Genomic DNA, 25,527 nt, shown 5'->3' on the forward strand with positions numbered 1-25,527 from the left:
TCAGGCAAACCGCACACTCCGGTTAAGTGTAAAAATGTGCGGTTTGATTGCTGAAATTATAGTAAAAGTTATTTCTGTCACTTATGGGTGCTGTTTTTGTCGTCTCTGAAGACGAAAACATAACCGATGCAGGCGGTGAGCAGTACGCAGACCCCCGCAGCGATAGCCAGCAGGAACCCGGCATCAATGCCGTAAGTATCAATGATCATACCGACACCGGCAGAGCCGAGCGCCACACCGACCGCCAGGCCGGTAATAAGCCAGGTGAAGCCTTCTGTCAGCATATTGGCCGGCGCTTCACGTTCCACAAAGCCGATAGCGAGGATCATGGTCGGCGAGAAGAAGAAACCGGCGACAAACATGGTCAGCCCCAGCCCGGTCAGATTGGTGACCAGCAGCAGCGGCAGGGTGGTCAGCAGTGTGGCAGCGGCGGTGAAGACAAACTGCTTTGTGTAGCTGAACGGCAGACGTACCGCACCGAAGATAAACCCGGCGATACAGGAACCGGCGGCATACACCGACAGAACATAGCTCGCCCCTTCCGGATAGCCCTGCGCATTAGCGAAAGCAACAGCCAGTACATCTACTGTCCCGACAATCACCCCGAGTGCAAGCAGAACCACCATCAGCAACTGAATAGCGGGCAGGCGCAATACGGTGCCTTTCGCCAGCCCGTCACGTTTGTGTACCGGCGGTTCAGTCCGTTTCTGACAAACCACCAGCATCGTACCGATGATCAGAAAAATAATCGCCGCCAGCGGACCGGCCTGCGGGAACAGCGCGATACAGAGTGTGACCGACAGCGGCGGCCCGATAATAAAGCTGATCTCATCCAGTACGGACTCAAAAGAGTAAGCCGTCTGCAAACGCGGATCGCCCTTATAGATATGTGTCCAGCGGGAGCGGATCATCGCGGGCATACTCGGGATCGCCCCGACAAAAACAGCGGACAGCCAGATTGCCCAGTCAGGGGCATCATACACCGTGCATAACAGCAGAACGGCAGTCGCTGGCACACTGATCACCAGCGTTTTCGGCAGTATACGGCTCTGCCCGTAGCGATCCACCAGCCGGGCGATCAGCGGGGCGCAGAATGCCGCCGAAAAGGTATATACAGCCGCGGTTACGCCGGCCATAAAGAAAGAATCACGCAATTGGGCAATCATGGTAATGATCCCAATCCCCATCATGGAGACGGTCATCCGCGCGATAAATCCCGCACCGGAAAAAGCTTTGGTGCCGGGATGCTGAAAGATGACACGATAAGAGCTGAACATAACAACCTCACAGATACCCGTTGTATGCCGGACGGGTATGATTTTAACTGCCGGAAATAGCCGGCTGTAATGCAATTAACATACATTGCGTATGTGAATCTATTGACATACGCGATGTATGTCAATAAAAAAGTGTTATAATCGCACGGCTGAAGAGAGCCAACCGCAGGAGTGAGAAAATGGGTCATAAGCCACGTGCAGAGATGATAGAAGAAACGCGGACAAAGCTTATCCGTGCTGCACGCCAGCAGTTTGGTGAGGCAGGGTACGCCGCCACCGTAATGGATGACCTGACGGCGCAGGCCGGTCTGACCCGGGGGGCGCTGTATCATCACTTTGGTGACAAAAAAGGATTATTTCTGGCGGTATTGCAGGATCTGGATCGCGAACTCGATGCGCGTCTGGATGCGGCAGAAAAAAATGAAGCAGATGCGTGGACAGCGTTTAAATCACGCTGTCAGGGCTATCTGGCGATGAGTCTGGAGCCGGAAGTACAGCGGATTATGTTCCGTGATGCGGCTTCGGTACTGGATTTCTCCATTGTTAAATCCCATGAACTGGCCTGTGTGCAGGGGATCACCCGGCGTCTGACACATCTGATGGAAGCGGGGCGGATAAAACAGGTGGCACCCGATGTGCTGGCACTGTTTATTAATGGCGGGCTGTACGAATGCGCCATGTGGATTGTGCACAGTGAAAATCCGCAGTCGACGTATGACAAAGTCAGGGTGTCGTTTGATCAGCTGCTGGAAAATCTGCGGGTATAGGATGAGGTGATAAATTTTACTATTAAAATTTATCACCCATAAAACGGCGGTTATTGAATCGTCAGCGCCATTGTCTGTTTCAGCATGTCTATATTAAAACGCTTCCCAGTCATTATGTGTATTTACCGGTTTTTCAGGAACAGGGTGCCGTAACGGCACTACCGTACCGGTCTTCAGTTCTCCGGTCTGTATCTGAAATACAGATACGGCCTGAGTCAGTCTTCCTGCCTGCACTTCAAGTGATGCAGCCGCTGCTGCTGATTGCTCTACTAACGCTGCATTCTGCTGGGTTACTCTGTCCATTTCCGTCACTGCCATGCCAATCTGGTCAATTCCGCGGCTTTGTTCATCTGATGCAGAGGCTATCTCACTCATAATATCGGTGACCCGGGTGACGGCGCTGACAATTTCATCCATTGTTTCACCGGCGCGCTCAACCAGAACTGTACCGGCCTCAACTCTGCCGGCCGAATCCCCGATCAGGGTTTTGATTTCCCGGGCTGCCTGTGCACTGCGCTGGGCAAGGCTTCGGACCTCACCGGCCACAACGGCAAATCCGCGGCCCTGCTCACCCGCGCGTGCCGCTTCCACTGCGGCATTCAGCGCCAGAATGTTGGTCTGGAAAGCAATACTGTCAATCACACTGATGATATCGGCAATTTTCTCAGAGCTGTTGCCGATACCGCGCATGGTATTCACGACATCATCCACGACTTTCCCGCCACGCTCTGCGGTTTCGGAGGCGGTTAACGCCAGATGACTTGCCTGACGGGCATTATCGGCATTCTGACGCACGGTGGCTGTCAGTTCTTCCATGCTGGCTGCGGTTTCTTCAAGAGACGCTGCCTGTTGTTCTGTCCGCGAAGACAGGTCGTTATTACCGGCAGAGATCTCCCCGGCGCCTCTGTAAATAGCATTGGCACCATCACGGACATCCCCGACAGTTCCGGAAAGCTCGCTTTGCATATAACGTAATGTTTCAGATAGTTTTTTGATTTCATAACTGCCTGTCACGTTAATCGGTCTTATCAGATTACCTTTTGCAATATTCTGAATGCTTTCCTGGAAATGATTCATAGGTAAGATGAGTAAACGACGAATACCGACCCAGACTAAAATGATGGTGATACAAATACTGATAAGTAGTAATATTGCTATCCATATTGTCAATGTTTCATTATTTTTACTATTTTGAATAAGTTTGTCATAATAATCAGTATCTGCGGAATAATAATTTTCATATAATTTCCCGAATGCATTTTGATAATTACTGGTAGGTTGGTTATCAAAATCATCTAACCTGTTTTTCCGCAAAAAATAAACTAACTCAAGCTGAGCGTTATAATATTCATTAAAAGAAGAATCCATATGGTGTTCAAGTTCTTCTCCGAATCTTGTTGGCATTGATTTAAATTTTAACCAATCCGATTTCGTTTTTTTTACCTGTTCTTCAGCATAGTCAATTCGTTTTTTTTTCTGTGTGTCATTTTCATAAATACCTTTCATTACACCTTTTGATATGATGTTAAGTAATGATCGGTTCTCTAAAAATCCAATCCAGACACGGTCGAGTACATGAGTTTTTTCTGACTGTATCGTCATCGTATTATTTATTTCATTTTGTGAGTTTATAAACCTGAGAAAATAAAATGATGATATAATCTGTATCAAAAGAAATGCGATTAAGATGAGGGGCACTCCCGTCGATATTTTTACTTTTTCTAACATATTGCCACCTATAATTAATATTTTTAATTACAAAAACCATATTAGTATGGCAAATTTCATCAGGGTGCTTAAATAATCAGCCGGTGGTTTATTTGTAAATAAGAGACTATAATTGGCTGGTTTTGTCTGAAGGCATCCCTGTAAAAATAGTATTTACATTCAGGTTTCGGAATAAACAATTCTGCCGGTGGTTTTATGTATCGTTAACATAAAAAACAGGATTGCCGGGCCGGGTTATCGCTTTGGGTTGCCGTGCCCCGTAGAGTGTATTGCAGGCAGTGAACAGGACAGATTCGCTATCGGGTTAACTATCGGGTTAATAATGAACAGAGCCCCCCTGAAGGGGGGCTCAATCAACGTCATCTCTTTGAGAGATGCTCTTCTCAGAAAGCGCAGTAATTATTTACGGACTGCGATTGCTTCGATTTCTAATTTAACGTCTTTTGGCAGACGCGCAACTTCAACACAAGAACGTGCAGGGTATACTGCTTTGTGCTCATCAAAGAAAGCAGCGTATTCTGCGTTTACAGTAGCAAAGTCGTTCAGATCTTTAACGAAAACAGTTGTTTTCACGATATCCGTAACTTTCAGACCAGCCTGTTCGATGATAGCTTTGATGTTGTTCAGTGACTGACGCGCCTGAGCTTTAACATCGTCGGCAACTGCACCGGTTTTCGGATCAACAGGGATCTGACCTGAAGTCATAACCATGTTACCCAGGTCTACTGCCTGTACATACGGGCCGATTGCTGCTGGTGCGTTTTCTGTTGCGATTACTTTAGTCATTACGGACTCCTGTAGGATGATTATTGCTGTTAAGCTTTTTAAAAACGCCATCATTATAATCGTCTGATTTTACCGGGCAACTGACCTGGATCTATCTTATTGGTTATTAATGATTGCGTGGTGATCAAATTCTTTCTCACAATACTTACAGATTAACACAATTTCCTGTGCAATGGACTTAACAGTAAAGCTGCTTTCCACCGGCTCATTGTGACTGATGCAGTTGCTGTTCGGGCAGACAATCACGCCTTCAATACGTTCCGGCAGGTTAATCGGCAGTTTTTTAACCACCTGATAATCTTCGATAATATTAATTGTGGCTTTCGGGGCATAAAAACCGAGCTGGTTGGCCTGCTCCGGCGTCAGGAAAGTATCTTCCAGTTTAATCAAATCCTTGCGGCCCATATTGTTGGACGGCAGGTTCAGACCGATAGTGATGCGGCTGTCCGTCTCCGTCAGACGGAAAAAGGAGAGCAGCTTAAACCCCACATTGGCAGGGATATGGTCGATAACAGTACCGCATTTGATGGCTTCAACCAGTAATTTATGATCCTGAGTCATGATGTGCTCCTTAGGCCGGGAAGGTTTCGTTTAACACCAGAGATAACAGCGCCTGACGGGCAAAGATCCCGTTACCGGCCTGCTGGAAATAGTACGCGTAAGGCGTTTTATCCACATCCGGGGTTATCTCATCGATGCGCGGCAGCGGGTGCAGCACTTTCAGGTTCGGTTTCACATTGACCAGATCGGCCGCACGCAGCACAAACTGGGCTTTGACGTTAGCGTATTCGGACGGGTCAAGGCGCTCTTTCTGCACGCGGGTCATATACAGCACATCCAGCTGCGGAAGTACCTCATCAATAGAATGATGTTCGCTGTATGCCACGCCGTTTTCATCCAGCATATGCAGGATGTGATTCGGCATTGCCAGTGCCTGCGGGGCAATAAAATGCAGGTGGTTGCCGCGGAATTTTGACAGCGCCTGTGACAGAGAATGCACCGTGCGTCCGTACTTCAGATCACCGACCATGGCGATATGCAGATTCTCAAGGCGGCCCTGGGTTTCCTGAATGGTAAACAGGTCGAGCAGGGTTTGTGTCGGGTGCTGGTTCGCGCCGTCACCGGCGTTGATGACAGGCACCTTACCGGAGAATTCAGATACCAGCCGTGCCGCGCCTTCCTGCGGGTGGCGCATCACGATGGCATCGGCATACTGACTGATGACACTCATGGTATCTGCCAGCGTTTCGCCTTTTTTGCCCAGCGAGGTGTTGCTGCTGTCTGAAAAGCCGACGACAGACGCGCCCAGGCGCTGAATAGCGGTTTCAAAAGAGAGCCGCGTGCGGGTTGAGGCCTCGAAGAAGCAGCTGGCGATCACTTTGTGCTTCAGTAATTCAGGCTGAGGGCGTTGTTTCAGCGCCGCGGCAGTGTTTAATACCAGTTCCAGTTCATCACGACTGAGATCGTTAATCGAGATGATATCGCGCAGGTATAACGGATTTGCCATTGGGGTCTCCTCATGTTTCGGCCAGGCAAAAAAAAACCCCTCAATTGAGGGGTTCTGAAATAAATACGGGGGAATGGCAGACATTGCCGCGCTGCGGCTGTCCGTGGTATGTCACATTGTCCGGCACCGGTTTTACAGTGCTGATAATCACAATGACCATTGTTTCCTCCCGACAAAATTGCGGGGCATTATACGCAATCGGCAACCCTGCGCAAGCGTTTGATATCACTTTTTTGTATGAAATTTATGCAACGCTGCCGGTAAATTTAAAATTGTACGTTTTTTGAAAGAGATGCAACCATCACCGCTTTAATGGAATGCAGCCGGTTTTCTGCCTGGTCGAACACCACACTGTGTTTTGATTCAAACACATCATTGGTGACTTCAATACCATTGGTAAACCCGTACTCTTTCGCGAGGGATTGCCCCATGGTGGTTTCCGTATCGTGGAACGCCGGCAGGCAATGCATAAAAATAACATCCGGATTGCCCGTTTTATCCACCACATCCTGATTGACCTGATACGGCGTCAGCAGTTTAATCCGCTCTGCCCAGACCTCTTTCGCTTCTCCCATGGAAACCCACACATCGGTGTACAGCACATCAGCGCCTTTCACACCCTCTGCCACATCTGCGGTCAGGGTAATTTTACCGCCGGTGAGTTCAGCCGCTTCACGGCACTGTGCGATAAGGTCGTCTGACGGCTGACACCCGGCCGGCGCCACCAGCCGGACATCCATACCGGTCACCGCAGCCATTTCAGCGATGGTATTTCCCATGTTATTACGGGCATCGCCTAAATATGCAAATTTAATTTCAGACAGCGGCTTTTTCACATGCTCCTGAATGGTCAGTAAATCCGCAATCAGCTGTGTCGGATGAAACTCGTCGGTCAGCCCGTTCCAGACCGAAACACCGGAATAGTACGCCAGTGCTTCGGCGGATTTCTGGGAATAACCGCGAAACTGAATACCGTCATACATCCGGCCCAGTACTCTGGCGGTATCTTTGATCGATTCTTTATGGCCTATCTGACTGCCTGACGAACCCAGGTATGTTACCTGCGCGCCCTGATCGTAAGCACCCACTTCAAAGGCACAGCGGGTACGGGTGGAATCCTTTTCAAAAATCAGCGCAATATTTTTGCCTTTCATCAGCGGCTGTTCAGAGCCGGTTTTTTTGGCATGTTTCAGATAAGCAGAAAGATTGAGCAGTTTTTCGATATCGGCGGGTTTATAGTCAAGCAACCGTAAAAATGACTGTTGATAAAATGGGTTCATATCCGTGTCTCCGATGAATTTATATTCAACATAAATCAATAAAAATTCAATTGCAACACCGAAGGTAAATTCTTTTTTATTATGGGTGGCTCAATTGGTGCGGCTGTGGGAGAATGCGCGGGTATCACTTATCAGAGGACATGGCCATGTCAGAATTAGATGCGTTTTTAGAAGAACAGCGCGAAGAAACCCGTGCGATTATTGCAGAACTGCTGGAAGACGGCAGCGATCCTGATGCGCAGTACACCATTGAGCACCATTTTTCGAGTGAGAACTACGACAAGCTGGAAAAAGCAGCAGTTGAAGCGTTCAAACTGGGTTATGAAGTGACGGATGCCGAGGAGCTGGAAGTGGAAGGCGGCCAGGTGGTGTTATGTTGCGATATCATCAGCGAATGCGGCCTGACAGCGGAACATATTGATGCTCAGGTAGAGCAGCTGGCGCGTCTGGCAGAAAAAATGGATGTGGATTACGACGGCTGGGGAACCTATTTTGAAGACCCTGATGCCGAAGATGAAGACGACGATGCTGAAGAGGCACCGTTACACTGATTCTCTGCCATGACTGAAAAACCTGCCGCGGCAGGTTTTTTTGTGTCCGCCGTTCAGGCGGACACTGAAAAGACAGACTTCAGCGGGGCAGTGCGCTCACGCCGGGAATCGTTCTGGCTGTCGCGTACCATCGGGCGCAGCGGCGTGCAGCTCAGAAATTTAATATCCTGAATATTGATATCATCTTCGGCATCTTTCATCGCCTCAATGGTCTGATAGAGTGCCGGGCCTTTCTGTATTCTTACCTGCGGGCTCCTGCTCTCTCCCTGCCATCCTTCCTGTTGTATTTCAGTTTGCTCATCGCGGCAGAACGGCGCTTTGGCCGGTACTTTCCGCGGTTCAGTGGTATACAACAGGTCATTCATTCCGTGAATAGTGCTGATCATCCTGATCTCCTGTTTGTCAGTTACAAAATGTGATATCCGTCACACGTGTAATGACTGTAAGAGAAACAGCGGAGAGAAACTATCAGAAAAGCACCGGATGTTTTTACCGGAAAAGCGGATACCGGCCGGGGGATCAGGCAGCGAAAACTTTCAGCATCCGGACTTCACAGTCGCTGTGGCCGGTGTCGCCCAGCGGGGCATCAAGGAAGATAAACCCGAGTTTTTCATACAGCTTAATCGCAGCCTGAAGATCGGCGGTGGTTTCCAGATAACACTGGCTGTAGCCTTCCGCTTCGGCAAATGCGAGCGCCTGAAGTGCGATTTTTTTCGCCAGCCCTTTGCCGCGCAGGCGGGAAGAGATGTACATTTTCTGTAATTCTGCGGTTTTCCCGTCACCACCGGCAAGGCCCGAAACACCGCCGCCGCCGAGGATCTCTCCATCCATTTCAATAACCCAGTAGGCGGCACGTGGCTGGCTGTAAACCTCATATAACGAGTCCAGAATCGGGTCTGCAACCGCAAAGCCTTTGTCTGCGGTCAGACCGTGTTCGGCAGAGACCTCACGAATAACCTGTGCGATGCCGGGGTTATCTTCCGGGCGGATCAGGCGGAGGGTGTAGTTTTCTGTTGTGCTGCTTGTCATGGATATCATTATCTCATTATTTTTATTGTGAAAAGTAAAGCCGGGGGAATAAACCTGAGGGGCGATTACTGTGGATATCGTATGAAACGATAAATATGATAATAAATAATTATCACGCAAAGTAAACAGGCGAAATAAGGGATAAAAAAACCAGCCCGGAGGCTGGTTTTGCTACTCATTCCGTCAGGATCACAGAGCTGCGATCGTGGCTTTCTGAGCGATCAGTTTTTCTTTTGCTTCACGGTTGGCGGTGAGGCGCTCGCGCTCTTTGGCCACCACGGCTTCCGGCGCACGGCTGACAAAGCCGTCGTTTGCCAGTTTACCTTCGATAGCCGCGATCTCTTTCTCCGTTTTTTCCAGCTCTTTATCCAGACGCGCCAGTTCGTCGTCTTTATTGATAAGATCAGCCATCGGGATCAGGATTTCCGCACCTTCCACCAGCTTGGTGACACACACCGGTGCCGTTTCGCCTTCGGCCATCACACGGACGGATTCCAGACGCGCCATCGCTTTCAGGAAGTTGCTGTTTTCCGCAACACGGCGCTGTGCATCAGCACTTGCCCCGCGCAGCATCACTTCCAGCGGCTTGCTTGGTGCGATATTCATTTCAGCACGGATATTACGTACCGCAACGATTGTCTCTTTGATCCACTCCAGGTCACGCAGTGCCTGCTCATCGTTCAGAGAAGCATCATATTCCGGGAACGGTTGCAGCATGATGGTATCGCCTTCCGCACCGGTAACCACTTTCACGCGCTGCCAGATGGTTTCCGTGATAAACGGAATAATCGGGTGTGCGAGACGCAGCAGGGATTCCAGAACGGTGATCAGGGTATGACGCGCTGCACGTTTCTGTGCATCGGTACCTTTATGAACCGCCGGTTTGGACAGCTCAAGATACCAGTCACAGAACTGGTTCCAGGTGAATTCATACAGAATATTGGATGCAATATCAAAGCGGTAGGTATCCAGCGCTTCGCGGTATGCTTTCACAGTATTGTTGTATTCCGCCAGAATCCAGCGGTCGGCCAGGGAGAATTCCATCTCACCGCCGTTCAGACCGCAGTCTTTCTCTTCGGTATTCATCAGCACGAAACGGCTGGCGTTCCACAGCTTGTTACAGAAGTTACGGTAACCGGAAAGACGTTTCATATCCCAGTTGATATCGCGGCCGGTAGAGGCCAGCGCCGCCAGGGTAAAGCGCAGGGCATCTGTACCGTGTGCTTCGATCCCTTCCGGGAACTGTTTTTCAGTCCGTTTGGCGATTTTTTCCGCCATCTGCGGCTGCATCATGTTACCGGTGCGTTTTTCCAGCAGTGCCGGCAGAGAAATACCGTCGATCATATCCAGCGGGTCAATAACGTTCCCTTTGGATTTCGACATCTTCTGACCTTCCTCATCACGGATCAGACCCGTCATGTAGATGGTTTTGAACGGGATCTGCGATTTGCCGTTTTCATCTTTGATGAAGTGCATGGTCATCATGATCATGCGGGCGATCCAGAAGAAAATGATGTCGAAGCCGCTGACCAGTACGCTGGTCGGGTGGAATGCTTTCAGTTCCGGGGTATTTTCCGGCCAGCCCAGAGTGGAGAACGTCCACAGACCGGAGGAGAACCAGGTATCCAGCACGTCTTCGTCCTGGCGCAGTTCAACCATCGCCGGGATATTGTTCTCACGGCGGACTTCGTCTTCGTCGCGGCCGACATACACATTACCCTGATTGTCATACCAGGCCGGGATACGGTGACCCCACCACAGCTGACGGGAGATACACCAGTCCTGAATATCACGCATCCAGGAGAAGTACATGTTTTCGTACTGCTTCGGTACGAACTGGATGTCGCCGTCTTCCACGGCTTTGATGGCTTCTTTTGCCAGCGGTGCCGTGCGGACATACCACTGGTCGGTCAGCATCGGTTCGATAACCACGCCGCCGCGATCGCCGTAAGGAACGGTCAGGTCGTGCGGTTTGATCTCTTCCAGCAGGCCGAGTTCTTCGAACTCTTTAACGATCGCTTTACGGGCGGCGAAACGCTCCATGCCACGGTAAGCGGCCGGGATTTCACTGCTGCAGGCGTCAGTCACTTCGCCGTTGGTATCGAATACTTCAGCTTCAGTGCGGATGTTGCCGTCGAAGTCCATGATGTTAATCATGGTCAGCTGGTGGCGTTTACCGACTTCATAGTCGTTGAAATCATGTGCCGGGGTGATTTTCACACAACCGGTGCCTTTTTCCATATCCGCGTGTTCATCACCGAGGATCGGAATGCGGCGGTTGACGATCGGCAGAATGATTTCTTTACCGATCAGATCTTTGTAACGCGGATCTTCCGGGTTAACGGCCACGCCGGTATCACCGAGCATGGTTTCCGGACGCGTGGTGGCGACAACCAGGTAATCTTTGCCCTCAGCGGTTTTTGCGCCGTCCGCCAGCGGATAACGGATATGCCACATGAAGCCTTTGACATCACGGTTTTCCACTTCCAGGTCAGAAATTGCAGTGTGCAGTTTCGGGTCCCAGTTCACCAGACGTTTACCACGGTAAATCAGGTTATCTTTATACAGGCGGACAAACGCCTCTTTGACGGCAGCTGACAGGCCATCGTCCATGGTGAAGCGCTCGCGCTCCCAGTCCACGGAGTTACCCAGACGGCGCATCTGATTGGAGATATTACCGCCGGATTCCGCTTTCCATTCCCAGATTTTATCGATAAAACCTTCGCGGCCGTAATCGTGGCGGGTTTTGCCTTCTTCTGCGGCGATCTTGCGTTCAACAACCATCTGTGTCGCGATACCGGCGTGGTCAGTGCCTGACTGCCACAGGGTGTTTTTGCCCTGCATGCGCTGGTAGCGGATCATGGTATCCATAATGGTCTGCTGGAAAGCATGGCCCATATGCAGGTTACCGGTGACGTTCGGCGGCGGGATCACGATACAGAAGCTTTCTTTGTCTGTTTTACCGTTCGGTTTGAAATAGCCGCTTTTTTCCCAGTGGGTATAAAGAGGACCTTCGATTTCCGCCGGATTATAGGTTTTATCCAGGGACGGCTCGCAGGCCTGTTGGTTGTCGGTTGTCTTTTCCATTTTTAATCTTTGTTTATCAGTAAGCTGGCGGCGTGGCCATGGTCATCGTAAAGCCGACGCTGCGATAGATTTTATATCGCTCGCGCGCCAACTGTTTTAAGTGTTCATCGATAGGCACAAAGTCTATCACTTCACGGAAGGTTGTCGCAAAATCTGTGAACTGCGGCAGCAGGGCAATCAGCAAATCACGCGGGGAATTTCCGCGTTTCTGCGGCCAGCACAGCTCGACTGGTGCGCCGTAACGCGGGCCTTCTCCGGCTAAATTATGCGGAACAAACGCATCAGGTTCCCGCGCCCAGAGGGCTTCATCCAGTTTCTCGGCCTGCTGTTGAGACTCACAGGCGATAAGCACCCGTTTCCCGCTGCGCCAGGCTTCACCCGCCAGATGACAGGTCAGCCACTCATGGGCCTCAAGGTCATCAAAAGGGGATGGCTGTTCCATCAGATAGAAGGTAGCGTTTTTCATAATATCTCTGATAGCAGAAAAGGGGATTGCTCAGGATAGCACAATCCCCCGTTACCTTTATGCTTTTTCCGGGCCGCAAAAGCCCGGCAATTCCGGTCAGTCGTCGGTGCTGATACCCGCACGATTTAACAGGAATTGTGACAGCAGTGCAACCGGACGGCCTGTCGCACCTTTATTTTTTCCGGAGCGCCATGCGGTTCCGGCGATATCCAGATGTGCCCAGTTATAACGGGTGGCAAAACGGGACAGGAAGCAGCCTGCGGTGATAGCACCGCCGAGACGCCCGCCGGTATTGGCCAGATCCGCAAAATTGGACTCAATCTGCTCGTAGAACTCTTCTGCCAGCGGCAGACGCCATGCGCGGTCACCCGCCTGTTCAGAGGCATTCAGTAACTCGTGCGCCAGCGGATTATGGTTTGCCATCAGGCCGCTGAAGTGGTTACCGAGAGCAACCATGCAGGCGCCGGTCAGTGTGGCGATATCGATGACCGTTTCCGGATCAAAACGCTCGGCGTAGGTCAGGGTGTCACACAGCACCAGGCGGCCTTCCGCATCGGTATTGAGCACTTCGACCGTCTGTCCGGACATGGTGGTGAGGATATCCCCCGGACGATAGGCATTGCCGCCCGGCATGTTTTCACAGCCCGCGAGAATACCAATCACATTGAGCGGCAGACCCAGCTCAGCCACGACGCGCATCACACCGTAGACCGTTGCCGCGCCGCACATGTCGTATTTCATCTCATCCATGCCGTCAGCCGGTTTGATGGAAATACCGCCGGAGTCAAAGGTCAGGCCTTTGCCGACTAACACGATCGGGCGCGCTTCCGGGTCAGGATTACCTTTATATTCAATCACCGACATCAGTGATTCATTACGTGACCCCTGGCCGACGGCCAGATAGGCCAGCATGCCCAGCTCTTTCATCTGCTCTTCGCCGATAACACGGGTACTGAGCACCGGAGAATTACTGTCTGCCAGCTGACGTGCCTGAGAGGCCAGATAAGCGGCATTACAGATATTCGGCGGCATATTGGCCAGATCTTTCGCGGCTTTGATACCGGCGGCAATTGCCAGGCCGTGGCTGATCGCTTTCTCACCGGTCGGCAGTTCGCGGCGGGTCGGTACATTGAAGACCAGTTTGCGCAGCGGACGGCGTAATTCGGTTTTGTTACTTTTCAGCTGATCAAAGACATAGAGGGACTCTTTGGCTGTTTCAACCGCCTGCCGGACTTTCCAGTAGTTGTTGCGGCCTTTGACATGTAACTCGGTCAGAAAACAGACGGCTTCCATTGACCCTGTTTCATTCAGGGTATTGATGGTCGTCCGGATAATCTGTTTGTACTGGCGTTCATCCAGTTCGCGTTCTTTCCCGCAGCCGATTAACAGGATACGCTCAGACAGGACATTCGGGACATGGTGCAGCAGCAGAGACTGCCCGACCTTGCCCTCCAGCTCGCCGCGGCGCAGCAGAGCACTGATGTAGCCGTCGCTGATTTTATCGAGCTGCTCCACCACCGGAGACAGACGACGCGGTTCAAAAACCCCGACCACAATACAAGCACTGCGCTGCTTTTCCGGGCTGCCGCTTTTTACACTAAACTCCATGCGCTCTCCTGAATCTTAAAGACAAAGACATCTGCTGCCGCTAAAATGTAGCGTTCGCACTAATCTGCACCATCGATTATAAACAGTTTATGATAAGCTGTGTGCGCACTTTATGAGTCCTGAATATCACGAAAATTCCGTTTCTTTCCGGAAAGGAAGGAAAAAAGCGTAGTCTGATACCGGAATCATCCTCAGGCCGGCAAAATAATGCACACAAATAGTCAACACAGAACGAAGTTAGCTATTTTCATGCAAAAACACAAGTTTTCACAGGCGTATTAAGCGTGATCATTATTAGATATCTGGTAAGAGAAACATTAAAAGCACAGATTGCGATTCTGTTTATCCTGTTGCTTATCTTCTTTTGTCAAAAACTGGTTGAAGTCCTGGGTGCCGCCGTTGAAGGCAGCATCCCGGCCGGACTCGTCGTATCGCTGCTCGGACTGGGTATCCCGGAGATGGCGCAGCTCATTCTGCCGCTGAGTCTCTTCCTCGGGCTGCTGATGACCTACAGCAAACTGTATACTGAAAGCGAAATCACCGTTATGCATGCCTGTGGTCTGGGCAATAATGTGCTGGTGAAATCCGCCATGATCCTGGCTTTCTTCACCGCGCTGGTGGCGGCGGTTAATGTCGCCTGGCTGATCCCGTGGTCATCCCAGTATCAGGACAAAGTGCTGGAAGAGGTGAAAGCCAACCCGGGCGTGACCGCGATGGTCGGCGGGCAGTTTAAAGTCTCCGATGACGGCGGTACGGTGCTCTATCTCGGGGATGTTGACGGCAACCGCTTCAAAAATGTTTTTATTGCCCAGATCTGGGCGAGAAACGAACAGCGTCCGTCCATTGTGGTGGCTGACAGCGGCCATATGACCGAAAAAGAGAACGGTAATCAGGTGGTGGTGCTGGATAAAGGGACCCGTTATGAAGGAACCGCATACCTGCGCGATTTCCGGATCACGGATTTTACCGATTATCAGGCTATCGTTGACCACCGTGACGCGAAAACCGGTGAAAGTAACTACCAGCAGATGACACTGTCTGAGCTGTGGAAAGAAACGGACGCATCTGCCCGTGCCGAATTCCACTGGCGCCTGACTCTGATCTTCTCCGTGGTGGTGATGGCGCTGATGGTGGTACCGCTTTCTGAGGTAAACCCGCGTCAGGGGCGTGTGCTGAGTATGCTGCCGGCAATGCTGCTGTATCTGATTTTCTTCCTGTTACAAAGTTTGCTGCGCTCAAATGGCGAGAAAGGCAAACTGGACCCGGCTTTCTGGCCGTGGGTGGTTAATCTCAGTTATCTGGCTCTCGCGGTGGTGCTGAATCTGTGGAATACCACAGCCGTCCGCCGTCTGCGCTTTGGCTCTGCCCGTGTTCAGGGGGTTGCCTGATGTTTAAAGTACTTGTTCTTGACCGCTACATCGGGCGGACGATTCTGCAATCCATCATGATAACCCTGTTTATGCTGGTGTCATTATCCGGGATTATTAAATTTGTCGATCAGCTGCGCAGAGTGGGCCAGGGGGAATACTCCACCTGGGACGCCGGTCTGTACACCATCATGAGTATCCCCAAGGATATTCAGATTTTCTTCCCGATGGCAGCACTGCTCGGGGCACTGATGGGACTGGGCGCACTGGCGACCCGCAGTGAACTGGTGGTCATGCAGGCTTCCGGTTACAGCCGCCTTCAGGTGGCGGGTTCGGTGATGAAAACCGCTATCCCGCTGGTGATCCTGACTATGGTCGTCGGTGAATGGCTCGCGCCGTCAGGTGAGCAGTGGGCACGTAACTACCGCGCACAGAAAACGAGCGGCGCTTCGCTGCTGGCGACTGACCGCGGGATGTGGGCAAAAGACGGCAGTGACTTTATCTATATTCAGCGAGTTGACAGTGAAACTCAGCTCAAGGGCATCACACTGTACCGGATGAACGATGACCACAAACTGAAATCGATCCTCAGTGCGGCGGCGGCGGATTATAATGCTGATTCTGATACCTGGACGCTGAGTCAGGTGCAGGAATCCGTTCTGAAAGATACCTATGTGATAACCGGTGAGCAGAAGCTGTCGATGACCTGGCAGACACAGATGACACCGGAAAAACTGAGTGTGGCAGCGCTTGATCCGGAAGCATTGTCGATCAGCGGACTGTATCAGTATGTGGATTATTTGCAGCAGAGCGGACAGGACGCCGGACGTTATCAGCTGAACCTGTGGAAAAAAGTATTCGCACCGCTTTCTGTGGCAGTCATGATGCTGATGGCGCTGTCGTTTATCTTCGGGCCGTTGCGCTCTGTTCCGATGGGCGTACGGGTTGTGACGGGGATTGCCTGCGGGTTTGTGTTCTACGTTTCCAACGAGATTTTCGGTTCTCTCAGTCTGACCTACAAATTCCCGCCGTTTCTGGGCGCACTGCTGCCGAGCCTGCTGTTCCTGGCGATCAGTGTGTATATGCTGGTTAAACGTAAATAAGCGGCAGAGACAGATCCCGGTATACAGAGCCGGTCAGTGAATGCTGACCGGCTTTGTCATTTCAGCGGCCGGTAATCTGTTCCCAGCTGAGATTAAAGCGCGCCAGATATTTCCGCAGCCGGTCGGCATCATTGGGTTGTTTTTTCTGCTGACGGGAAACAGCAAACAGCGTGCGCCCGGCATCAGAAAGCGTTTGCGAGCGGCGGCAGACGGCAATCACCGTTTCCAGTTGCTGACGATCAAATAAATCAATCTCACCGACCCCGGCGGGCAAAGTGACCTCTGTTTCCGCATCGTGCCACTGACTCTTCAGCCGTTCTGTTTCCTCCTGCACCAGTGCGGTGGTGATCCGTCCGTTTTCCGCAAATGTTGCCATCCGCGTGACTGAGGCACTCAGTTCACGGAAGTTACCGCGCCATAAGGCCGGTGGTGAGCAGGCAAAGGCGAGATAGCGCTGTCTGGCATCAGTATCAAACCGGACCCAGGTCTGTTGATCGCGGCTGTATTTTGCCAGCTCATAATCCACGTTCGGCTCAATATCCTCGCGCCGTTGTGCCAGCCCCGGCAGGGTAAAGGTCCACATATTGATGCGGGCGTATAAATCCTCACGGAACAGTCCTTCACTGACCCGTTGCGCCAGATTGCGGTGCGTGCCGGCGATCAGCGCAAAATCACTTTCTGTTTCATGATCCGATCCGTAAGGAAAAAAGCGTTTTTCCTCAATCGCTTTCAGCAGCATCGCCTGTTCGTCTGCACCCAGTTCGGCAATCTCATCCAGAAATAAAATACCGCCGTCCGCTTCTTTCAGCAGCCCGCCGCGTGCCTGAACCGCGCCGGTAAATGCGCCTTTTACATGGCCGAACAGGGCGGACATGGCATTATCACCACGCAGTGTGGCGCAGTTCACCGCCACAAAGCGGCCCTTTACCTGATGGCGGCTGCGGCGCAGTTCATAGATTCGCTGTGCCAGGAATGATTTTCCGGCACCGGTCGGTCCGGTCAGCAGAACAGGGGCGGAGGAGCGCAGAGCAACACGCTCGATTTTATCGATCATGGTATTAAACGCGGCATTGCGTGTGGCAATGCCGGATTTCAGAAACGCGACCTGTGCCTGTTGTTCTTTCTGAAAACGTCCGGTGATCTGTGTATAGCGGCTGAGATCGAGGTCAATAATGGTATAAACACCGGCGGGGTCGTTATCCCGCGCATCATGGCGCGGCGCAGTCTGGATAAGACGCGCAGGCAGATAGCTGGCTTCGGTCAGCAGGAACCAGCAAATCTGAACCACATGGGTGCCGGTGGTGATATGTACCAGGTACTCTTCATTTTCAGTATCAAACGGGTAGTGTGTGGCAAAATCCAGCAACGCGGTATACACCTGCTCAAAATCCCACGGATCAGCAATATCGACCTCACGCAGCATCACTTCAGTCTGCGGGGAAGCCTGCTCTATATCCTCTTTTACCCGGCCTGCGGTCTGCATATCACTCGGCTGATAAACCAGCTCAAAACGGTCAATATGCAGGTCAGGCTGCTGACACAGCCCGATACTCGGCCGCCATTTCTGCCAGCGGTTGGCTTTTTTGCCGCGCCGGTCGAGTACTGTACCGAGAACACCAATCACAACGTTTTTCTTTGCGGATGACATGGGTTATCTTTCCGGATAAAAGGCGATATTAAAAGATAAATAAAGCATACGGGATTTCAGGTCAGGATGTTATCTCAAAAAAATTAAAAATAATTATTAATTTAATATCAACAGGATATATTAATTTTTTCAGGGGAAACAAAACTGGCACACTTATCGCAATACTACCGGTACCAAACGAAAGGAATATAAAAATGATAAATCGTGATTTCAATGAACTGATTCAGGAAAACAGTGCGCCGGTAAAATTGTGGACAAACGGTGTGCCGGTCGATCCGAAAGCGGTACTGCAATTGCAGAATACGGCAAAAATGCCGTTTATTTTTAAACACCTGGCGGTAATGCCGGATGTACATGTCGGAAAAGGATCGACTATCGGCAGTGTGATTCCGACCAAAGGTGCGATCATCCCGGCCGCCGTCGGGGTGGATATCGGCTGCGGAATGATCGCGGTGAAAACCTCGCTGACTGCATCCGACCTGCCGGACAGCCTGCAAAATATCCGCTTTGCTATCGAGGCAGCCGTGCCGCACGGACGCACCACCGAACGCCACGGACGGGATAAGGGAACCTGGAAAAATGTCCCGGATATCGTTGATAACCACTGGATGCAGCTTGATGAGCAGTTCCGCCGTATCTGCGATAAATACCCGAAACTGCGTAACACCAACAACTATAAACATCTGGGAACGCTGGGAACCGGGAACCACTTTATCGAACTGTGTCTGGATGAAGCGGATTTCGTCTGGGTGATGCTGCACAGCGGATCGCGTGGTGTCGGTAACGCCATCGGTAACCTGTTTATCTCGCTGGCACAAAAAGATATGCAGACCCACATTGCCAATCTGCCGGATCGCGACCTGGCGTATTTCGAAGAGGGAAGTGTGCATTTTAATGACTATATGGAAGCGGTCGGCTGGGCGCAGGATTTTGCCCGTCATAACCGCGAGGTAATGATGCACCGCGTGCTGGAAGCGCTGTCCCGTGAGATCACCAAACCGTTCACCACACAGCAGGAAGCCGTAAACTGCCACCATAACTATGTGCAGAAAGAACAGCATTTCGGTGAGGAAGTGCTGGTAACACGAAAAGGGGCGGTATCGGCACAAAAAGGGCAGATGGGGATTATCCCCGGCTCTATGGGCGCAAAAAGCTACATTGTGCGCGGACGCGGAAACGAAGAAAGCTTCTGCTCATGCAGCCACGGTGCAGGCCGTGTGATGAGCCGTACCGAGGCGAAAAAACGCTTCTCGGTGGCAGACCAGCAGCGCGCCACCGCTCATGTGGAATGCCGTAAGGACAGCGATGTGATCGACGAGATTCCGATGGCGTACAAAGATATCGATGCGGTGATGACCGCACAGTCATCACTGGTGGAAATTGTGCATACACTGCGTCAGGTGGTGTGTGTGAAGGGGTAGAAAATGACAGAGAAATATGACGGAGCCGTCTCCGCTGCCATGCGGGAACGGATAAAAGAGACACTGACGCAGATCGAAAAAACACACCGCGTAAAAGTGCTCTATGCCTGTGAATCCGGCAGCCGCGGATGGGGTTTTTCCTCCCCTGACAGTGATTATGATGTGCGTTTTATCTATGTGCATCAGCCGGATTGGTATCTCGCTCTCGACAGAAAACGGGATGTGATTGAAAAACCGATTGACGATGAGCTGGATGTGGCGGGCTGGGAGTTATCGAAAGCACTGAGATTGCTGAGAAACTCCAACCCGGCGCTGATTGAGTGGCTGAGTTCGCCGGTGGTGTATTATCAGGATGACGCATTCACCGGAGAAATAAAAGCGTTTGCAGAGCAGTTTTATTCTGTCCGCAAGGCACGCTATCACTACTTATCGATGGCAAAACGCAACACGCAGGAGCATTTACTGGCAGAGCAGGTCAGGCTGAAAAAATACTTTTATGTGCTGAGGCCGGTGATGGCGCTGCGCTGGATAGCGGCCGGGAAAGGTCTGCCGCCGATGGCATTTGATGCGCTGGTGGCAGGCACGATAACGGATGCGGATGTGCTGGCTGAAATTGAGGAATTACTGATACTGAAAAAATCGTCCGGTGAAAGCTACTACGGCACCCGCCGTCCGGCGGTTGACCGGCTGATACAGGATGTGCTGAATGAGGCAGAGAGGTCGTTACCGGAGGCACCGTATTATCACGACAGCCGGTTACTGGATCGATTTCTGATGAAAACAGTCACTGCATATGCAGACACTTCATATAAAGAACATGCCCGCGCCTGATGCGGGCATGCTCTTAAGTATCACAGATAATTACGGGTATGCAGATCGGCCAGAGCGCGTACCAGGTCATTCACACCATTCGGTAACGGGCTGAATTTACTGCCGTCTTTGCGGGTCATGACCACGAACACACCGATATTTTTCTCCGGTATCATCGCCATATAGGTATTAAACCCGCCGCCGCCGCCGGTTTTCTGATAAATCGCCGGTATTTCCCCGTCCGGAGCCAGATACACCCAGCCTAAACCGAGGCCGTCTGCCTCACCGGCAACATCCATCCCTTTGATCACATTAAGATTATCGCGTTTAAAATAGACAGTCTGCTCTTTGCTGGCTGTTGCTTTTCGCTGCGTATTGCCGGAAGAGAGGAAGCGCTGCATCCACTTCTGCATATCCGCCGGGGTGGAATACACGCCACCGCTGCCGATAGCCGCCAGTGTGCTGTAACAATCACTTGGCTTAAATCCGACCATCAGCCGCTTACACTGCGCTGCGGATGGATTATAGGTAGTATCTTTCATACCCGCCGGTTGTGTCACATAGTGGCGGAACAGCTCACTGTACGGACGGTTTCCGGCTTTTTCCAGGGCATCTGCCAGTAAATCATAGGCCAGATTGGAATACGCGGCTTCGGTTCCCGGCTGAGCAGTCAGTTTGGTGGTTTTCAGCCAGGTCCAGCGCTGATCGCGGCTCGGCCAGGTAAACACCGGACGTCCCCACTTTCCGCCGGGCTGCTCACGCGGCAGAATACTGGTATGACTCGCCAGGTGGAACAGGCGGATAGGCTTGCCGTTATAAGACGGCACGGAAGACTGTTTGTAACTGTACTTTTGCAGCGGATCGTTAAGATTGACCAGACCATCATCCGCCATTTTGACCATCACTTCGCTGGTCATCAGTTTACTGATCGATGCAATACGGATCAGTGAATCTGTCCGTGGCTTAACACCATTACCGGGGCGGGTCTCCCCGTAACTGCGGTGAAAAACTTCATTATTATCAATCACCACCATAAACATACCGCGGGCATCGGTTTCGGAGAAAATCTTCTCTCCGGTTTCATCGACCAGCTGCGGCGCCAGTTTCAGCGCTTCCGGGTTATTTTCAACAATAGACCAGTCAAGCGGCGGGCGTTCGGCAGGTGCTGTATTTTGTTTCTCCGGCTGCGAAGAACAGGCGGACAGTGCGATAGCCAGCAGTGATAACGGCATCAGTCGCACAATATGACGGTGTAATTTACTCATGATAATTCAACAGCCTTCCATGCAGACACAGGGATACAACACTGTAAGTCAGTTATTTTTTGAAGATGCGTAACAGGATACCAATAACAATACCAATAAAAATACCTGTCGCAATCCAGCCGGCAAAGCCCATACCCACCTCACATTTATCGGGAACCGGAGAGGATTATATAAGCAATTGCATTGATGTCTATTCATCGGGGACACAATCGCGGCAAATAAAAAAATATTATTATTCAGTGCGGAAATAAAGCGGGATTCTCCCGCCACCGCACAAATCCCGTATCCTGCTGAAACGCCGTCTTTTTAACCACTCAGCAAAGCGCCTCTGTGATAGTTGTTGCACCACAGAGTGCTGCAAGTATAATAACGACGTTTTCCAGAACACACTTCTGTGCCGGAGTGGCGGAATTGGTAGACGCAGTTGATTCAAAATCAACCGCCCACGGGCGTGCCGGTTCGATTCCGGCCTTCGGCATTCTTAAGTGAAATCAAGCTACCGCGAGGTGGCTTTTTTTGTGCCTGAAATTCATTATTCGGCTGTTTTTCTCCGCATTTTTCGTTTGTAAATTACTGTAAAATAACATTTTAATTTTTTATTACCGGTTCGTGTAACGTATTTCTGTTACTTCGTCGCCGTCCGGGCGCTACCGGGGCAAAAAAAGTCAATTTTGTGGTCAATTCGCTTCGATTTACATTTTGATCCTGTACTGGGAGTATTTGATCACAGCATGTTTATATAAATGGTGAGTATTCAGTCTGAAATGCGGATGTCGAAGTAGTACTATCATCAGGTAACTTAATAACACAATTATATTATTGGTTAGTAATTGGACAACAAGGTGAGAAAAATGGGACTTTATCGTATCTTTGACAAAAATCTTACAGCATTAGATAGAACAACGTATGCTAAGGAGGGATTACAGGAGCGATATGATTTACAAGAGGCTATCAAAAAAAATATAGAAATTATTGCTCCAGATTGCCTGGTTATTTCTGAGGAGTTCTCCGATTGGGAAGATAGTCGGCGAAGAATTGATTTGTTAGCTATAGATAAGCAGGCAAACCTTGTTGTTATTGAATTGAAGCGTGATGAAAGCGGTGCTCATATGGAATTGCAGGCATTAAGATATGCAGCGATGATTTCAACGATGAGTTTTAGTAAAGCATGCGAATATTATGAGAAATATCTAGAAGATAATGATATAGATGCAAAAGAAAAAATTCTTGACTTTGTCGAACTTGAAGAAACTGATCTGGTTAATTTCGGCAAGGATATCCGTATTATTTTAGCTTCCGCTGATTTTGACAAGGAATTGACTACAACTGCAATATGGCTTAACGACAAAGGTGTTGATATCAAATGTATTAGGCTCACACCGTATAATTTTAATGGTGAAATACTTATCAATGCTGAGCAAATTATACCTGTACCAGAGCTGGAGGAATATCAAGTTAGGTTTAGAGAGAAACGTACAGAGCAGATAATTAGTAGTCAGCAATTAGAAAGAGATTATTCTGTTTATCGGTATCGTGGGGTTATATACAATAAACGAAAACTTGCACTTGTTCTTTTTACTGATTGGATAAACAAGCATAAACCCGCTAATTTTTATGAACTTAAAGAAAAATTAAGTACTATTTTGAGGAGCAGAACTATTATATTAGCTGAAAAGATTACGGAAGAAAGGAAACATCGTTTTCACTTTCAGGATAATTGTCTTATCCAGCTTTCTTCCGGTGAACGTGTTGCAATCTCTAATCAGTGGGGAATAGGGAATATTAATAAATTACTCGATTTTGTTCGGCGTGATGGCTTTTTTGTTGAAAAAATAGATAAATAATTATTTATACCTAGTGTTTATTTTTTTATGTATTAATTAATCATATAATAATATTAATGCGATGACCAGAGCCCATCATTTAATTTTAAACTTTACCCTGCTATGTGGGGTTTATTTTTTACAGAATTTTATTTTACTTTCTCATAAATAATTAAAATTCGTTAGTTATGATTGATTGTAAGTACCCCGCATAATCGTGTCATTCACACTTAGAGATCTTTCGACATACTTAACATTAACGACTTGAATATATCCCTAAGACTCTTTCTCAATAGGGTATTTGAATTCGTAGTATTCCTTTCTCGGTGGAAAGATCGGTATTTCATTGCCTCCCGGATACCTTACAGCGTCCCATGACCACCAAGTGTCACCAACTCCTGCTGATACCATTCCTCTTTTACAGCCCGGTGCTGTAAATAGTCCTCAGAATCACGCCCCCATACTTCCAGGGGAACAAAATCTGAACCATTGACATCCGTGAGTATGAAATCAGGATGGTACTGATCTTCGGCTGAATCATAGATCAATGGCTTGGTAAACTGACGTCGTTCTTTAGCCAGCTTTTCTTCAATAATCCCTTCGTAAGATGAATCGAGAGGGATCCATCGATCACTCACCATCATTAAAACAACCTGGCGAACACATGCGGAAAAATATCCCCGGTTTGACTTCGCAGATTTTCTCTCCTCTGGCACGTCGGTAACAGCAATGGCGATAATTTTACCGCCATGCTGCCACCATGCTGCATCACGTGGAAATCTGGCTAAGGATCTTTCCCAGCGGGAGTTATCGATGGTCAGATATGGCATCCCGGCAGGGGGACTATTCTTCGTGGTTCCGGCCAAAGGGAGATTATTACCGGCAATCATAGCCGGAGACCATTCATTGAGTTCTGAGATGACAATCAGGCGACGACTGTTCGTGCAGGCGTAACTTACAGCCTTCTTATTGGCATGCTCATTCCCTTGCAGTAATAGAACATCTGACAGAACTGTGCGGCCTTGTTTAATGTTACTGGCTTCTTTTTGCAAACGGCTCATGACTGTTATGAGCCTTCTTTTGCCTTCGAACCATGGAGCCCATTCATTTAATCCCGAGTTCTCCCAAAGCAAATGAAGCAGACCCAGCATTTTCATCTTCCCAAGGCGGTTAACTTGTTTTTTTTCCCTTGGAGGATACATTGCAGCCGGAGCTGAGCGTTCAGGATCAGCCGCTGATACGCGTAACGAAAAATCTAATCCGATACGCAGAGTACCATCTTCCTCTTCCCTGACTGCCGATGAGGAATATGATTTTGCACCACCATCTGTATTCAGATGTGAGTGGTAAGAGCAGAAAGGTTTATGCCCGGGGCCGGTGTTTGGGTTACGACAGAGAGTAAATGGACCGGAACCTTTGTTGCTTCTTATATACAGCTTAAGTTCCCGGGACGGGTCACAGCAGCAGGTTGCAATGTAATTGTGATTATCCCGGGCCAGTTTCAACGTATGCTGAAAAAAGGAGTCAGCAGTGGTTTTTTGCTGTTCTGGTCTAAAGTAATAAGGCTTATCTTTTTTAAGAAGATGTACGCAGACCTTGATTTGTTGCTTCCTTTTCATTGACCTTTCCTTTTTGTTTCTCTCTCAATCAATGTTTTACCGTATTAGTCGTGATTGTTCAAATTTCCGACAGTGAAATTATGGGTTATAGCTTTACATATTGCTGGCCTGTAATTTTATATATTCAGATCAGATGGTTATGTATTAATGGTATAGAGCCAGTCTCATTTTTGGTGATTTATCAGACGCTGACGGTGGTGTCAGAGGTGTGATAAGTGCTATCTCACAAGGGCTGAGGGCTGTCTGTGCAGCGGCGTCACTTTCGCTGTGTAAAAGTGACGCCTGAGACTCATTGCGCCAGTCAGACATTTAACAGTATTGCTTTACTACATAGTGGGTCATCCGGAGGCATCAGTTGCAAACCACAATGATATTGCCATGTGAC

The 25,527-nt window shown here is 49.8% G+C and carries 20 protein-coding genes, 1 tRNA gene and 2 pseudogenes; 8 read left to right on the forward strand and 15 right to left on the reverse strand.

What is annotated here, in order from left to right; translation table 11 throughout:
- Positions 1-77: 77 nt before the first annotated feature.
- Positions 78-1,277: an MFS transporter gene (locus R5268_RS13495; protein ID WP_317419523.1), complete on the reverse strand. Its 1,200-nt coding sequence runs from the start codon at positions 1,275-1,277 to the stop codon at positions 78-80.
- A 179-nt stretch (positions 1,278-1,456) separates the two neighbouring features.
- On the opposite strand from R5268_RS13495, the gene R5268_RS13500 reads away from it, so the two are divergent.
- Positions 1,457-2,044: a TetR/AcrR family transcriptional regulator gene (locus R5268_RS13500; RefSeq protein WP_317419521.1), complete on the forward strand. Its 588-nt coding sequence runs from the start codon at positions 1,457-1,459 to the stop codon at positions 2,042-2,044.
- Positions 2,045-2,137: 93 nt separating this feature from the next.
- Here R5268_RS13500 and R5268_RS19470 read toward each other — a convergent pair.
- The 6 genes and pseudogenes from R5268_RS19470 to argF all read right to left on the reverse strand — a co-directional run.
- Positions 2,138-3,166 (reverse strand): annotated as a pseudogene (locus R5268_RS19470) (methyl-accepting chemotaxis protein); the annotation flags it as partial.
- A 117-nt stretch (positions 3,167-3,283) separates the two neighbouring features.
- A pseudogene (locus R5268_RS19475) lies at positions 3,284-3,772 on the reverse strand (Tar ligand binding domain-containing protein); the annotation flags it as partial.
- 399 nt (positions 3,773-4,171) lie between these two features.
- Positions 4,172-4,558, reverse strand: a complete 387-nt coding sequence (gene ridA, locus R5268_RS13510) for a 2-iminobutanoate/2-iminopropanoate deaminase (protein ID WP_004234600.1) — start codon at positions 4,556-4,558, stop codon at positions 4,172-4,174.
- Positions 4,559-4,654: 96 nt separating this feature from the next.
- The gene (pyrI, locus tag R5268_RS13515; RefSeq protein WP_025152396.1) at positions 4,655-5,119 is read right to left on the reverse strand and encodes an aspartate carbamoyltransferase regulatory subunit; all 465 of its coding nucleotides are present in this window, start codon (positions 5,117-5,119) and stop codon (positions 4,655-4,657) included.
- A 10-nt stretch (positions 5,120-5,129) separates the two neighbouring features.
- Positions 5,130-6,065 (reverse strand): aspartate carbamoyltransferase, encoded by a 936-nt coding sequence (pyrB, locus tag R5268_RS13520; RefSeq protein ID WP_046894357.1) that lies wholly within the window; start codon positions 6,063-6,065, stop codon positions 5,130-5,132.
- A 266-nt stretch (positions 6,066-6,331) separates the two neighbouring features.
- Entirely contained in the window at positions 6,332-7,345 is a 1,014-nt protein-coding gene (argF, locus tag R5268_RS13525) for an ornithine carbamoyltransferase (protein ID WP_317419513.1), read from the reverse strand.
- Between the two features lie 140 nt (positions 7,346-7,485).
- Here argF and rraB point away from each other — a divergent pair, with 140 nt between their 5' ends.
- Positions 7,486-7,896: a ribonuclease E inhibitor RraB gene (rraB, locus tag R5268_RS13530; RefSeq protein ID WP_182106182.1), complete on the forward strand. Its 411-nt coding sequence runs from the start codon at positions 7,486-7,488 to the stop codon at positions 7,894-7,896.
- 53 nt (positions 7,897-7,949) lie between these two features.
- Here the strand turns inward: rraB and R5268_RS13535 are convergent, their stop codons facing one another.
- From R5268_RS13535 to pepA, 5 genes are all read right to left on the reverse strand, one after another.
- Complete coding sequence (locus R5268_RS13535; protein ID WP_317419511.1) at positions 7,950-8,282, reverse strand: hypothetical protein; 333 nt, start codon at positions 8,280-8,282, stop codon at positions 7,950-7,952.
- 133 nt (positions 8,283-8,415) lie between these two features.
- Complete coding sequence (locus R5268_RS13540; RefSeq protein WP_317419509.1) at positions 8,416-8,925, reverse strand: GNAT family N-acetyltransferase; 510 nt, start codon at positions 8,923-8,925, stop codon at positions 8,416-8,418.
- Between the two features lie 189 nt (positions 8,926-9,114).
- Positions 9,115-11,970 (reverse strand): valine--tRNA ligase, encoded by a 2,856-nt coding sequence (locus tag R5268_RS13545; protein ID WP_166709041.1) that lies wholly within the window; start codon positions 11,968-11,970, stop codon positions 9,115-9,117.
- Positions 11,971-12,028: 58 nt separating this feature from the next.
- Positions 12,029-12,478 carry a DNA polymerase III subunit chi gene (locus R5268_RS13550; protein WP_004234612.1) on the reverse strand — a complete coding sequence of 150 codons (450 nt, stop codon included), beginning with the start codon at positions 12,476-12,478 and terminating at the stop codon, positions 12,029-12,031.
- 96 nt (positions 12,479-12,574) lie between these two features.
- On the reverse strand, positions 12,575-14,086 hold the full coding sequence (pepA, locus tag R5268_RS13555) for a leucyl aminopeptidase (RefSeq protein ID WP_046894303.1): 1,512 nt from the start codon (positions 14,084-14,086) through the stop codon (positions 12,575-12,577).
- Between the two features lie 284 nt (positions 14,087-14,370).
- On the opposite strand from pepA, the gene lptF reads away from it, so the two are divergent.
- Both lptF and lptG read left to right on the forward strand, forming a co-directional pair.
- Complete coding sequence (lptF, locus tag R5268_RS13560; protein WP_218454716.1) at positions 14,371-15,474, forward strand: LPS export ABC transporter permease LptF; 1,104 nt, start codon at positions 14,371-14,373, stop codon at positions 15,472-15,474.
- Positions 15,474-16,556 (forward strand): LPS export ABC transporter permease LptG, encoded by a 1,083-nt coding sequence (gene lptG / locus R5268_RS13565; RefSeq protein ID WP_317419502.1) that lies wholly within the window; start codon positions 15,474-15,476, stop codon positions 16,554-16,556. Before lptF ends, lptG begins: the two co-directional genes overlap by 1 nt.
- Positions 16,557-16,617: 61 nt before the next feature.
- Here lptG and rtcR read toward each other — a convergent pair whose 3' ends face one another.
- Positions 16,618-18,204, reverse strand: coding sequence for an RNA repair transcriptional activator RtcR (gene rtcR, locus R5268_RS13570; protein WP_317419500.1), 1,587 nt, complete (start codon positions 18,202-18,204; stop codon positions 16,618-16,620).
- A gap of 194 nt (positions 18,205-18,398) precedes the next feature.
- Here rtcR and R5268_RS13575 point away from each other — a divergent pair, with 194 nt between their 5' ends.
- Together R5268_RS13575 and R5268_RS13580 are read left to right on the forward strand one after the other, a co-directional pair.
- On the forward strand, positions 18,399-19,625 hold the full coding sequence (locus R5268_RS13575) for an RtcB family protein (protein WP_032098181.1): 1,227 nt from the start codon (positions 18,399-18,401) through the stop codon (positions 19,623-19,625).
- Between the two features lie 3 nt (positions 19,626-19,628).
- Positions 19,629-20,456 carry a nucleotidyltransferase domain-containing protein gene (locus R5268_RS13580; RefSeq protein ID WP_317419499.1) on the forward strand — a complete coding sequence of 276 codons (828 nt, stop codon included), beginning with the start codon at positions 19,629-19,631 and terminating at the stop codon, positions 20,454-20,456.
- 20 nt (positions 20,457-20,476) lie between these two features.
- On the opposite strand, the gene ampH is transcribed toward R5268_RS13580, so the two are convergent.
- Complete coding sequence (ampH, locus tag R5268_RS13585; RefSeq protein ID WP_317419498.1) at positions 20,477-21,700, reverse strand: D-alanyl-D-alanine-carboxypeptidase/endopeptidase AmpH; 1,224 nt, start codon at positions 21,698-21,700, stop codon at positions 20,477-20,479.
- 396 nt (positions 21,701-22,096) lie between these two features.
- On the opposite strand from ampH, the gene R5268_RS13590 reads away from it, so the two are divergent.
- Both R5268_RS13590 and R5268_RS13595 read left to right on the forward strand, forming a co-directional pair.
- Positions 22,097-22,178 (forward strand) — tRNA-Leu (locus tag R5268_RS13590).
- 373 nt (positions 22,179-22,551) lie between these two features.
- Positions 22,552-23,544 (forward strand): hypothetical protein, encoded by a 993-nt coding sequence (locus R5268_RS13595; RefSeq protein ID WP_317419497.1) that lies wholly within the window; start codon positions 22,552-22,554, stop codon positions 23,542-23,544.
- 341 nt (positions 23,545-23,885) lie between these two features.
- On the opposite strand, the gene R5268_RS13600 is transcribed toward R5268_RS13595, so the two are convergent.
- On the reverse strand, positions 23,886-25,142 hold the full coding sequence (locus R5268_RS13600; RefSeq protein ID WP_317419495.1) for a DUF1173 family protein: 1,257 nt from the start codon (positions 25,140-25,142) through the stop codon (positions 23,886-23,888).
- Positions 25,143-25,527 lie beyond the last annotated feature (385 nt).

Source organism: Morganella sp. BCCO 40_0007 (assembly GCF_032989665.1).
GTDB lineage: Bacteria > Pseudomonadota > Gammaproteobacteria > Enterobacterales > Enterobacteriaceae > Morganella > Morganella sibonii.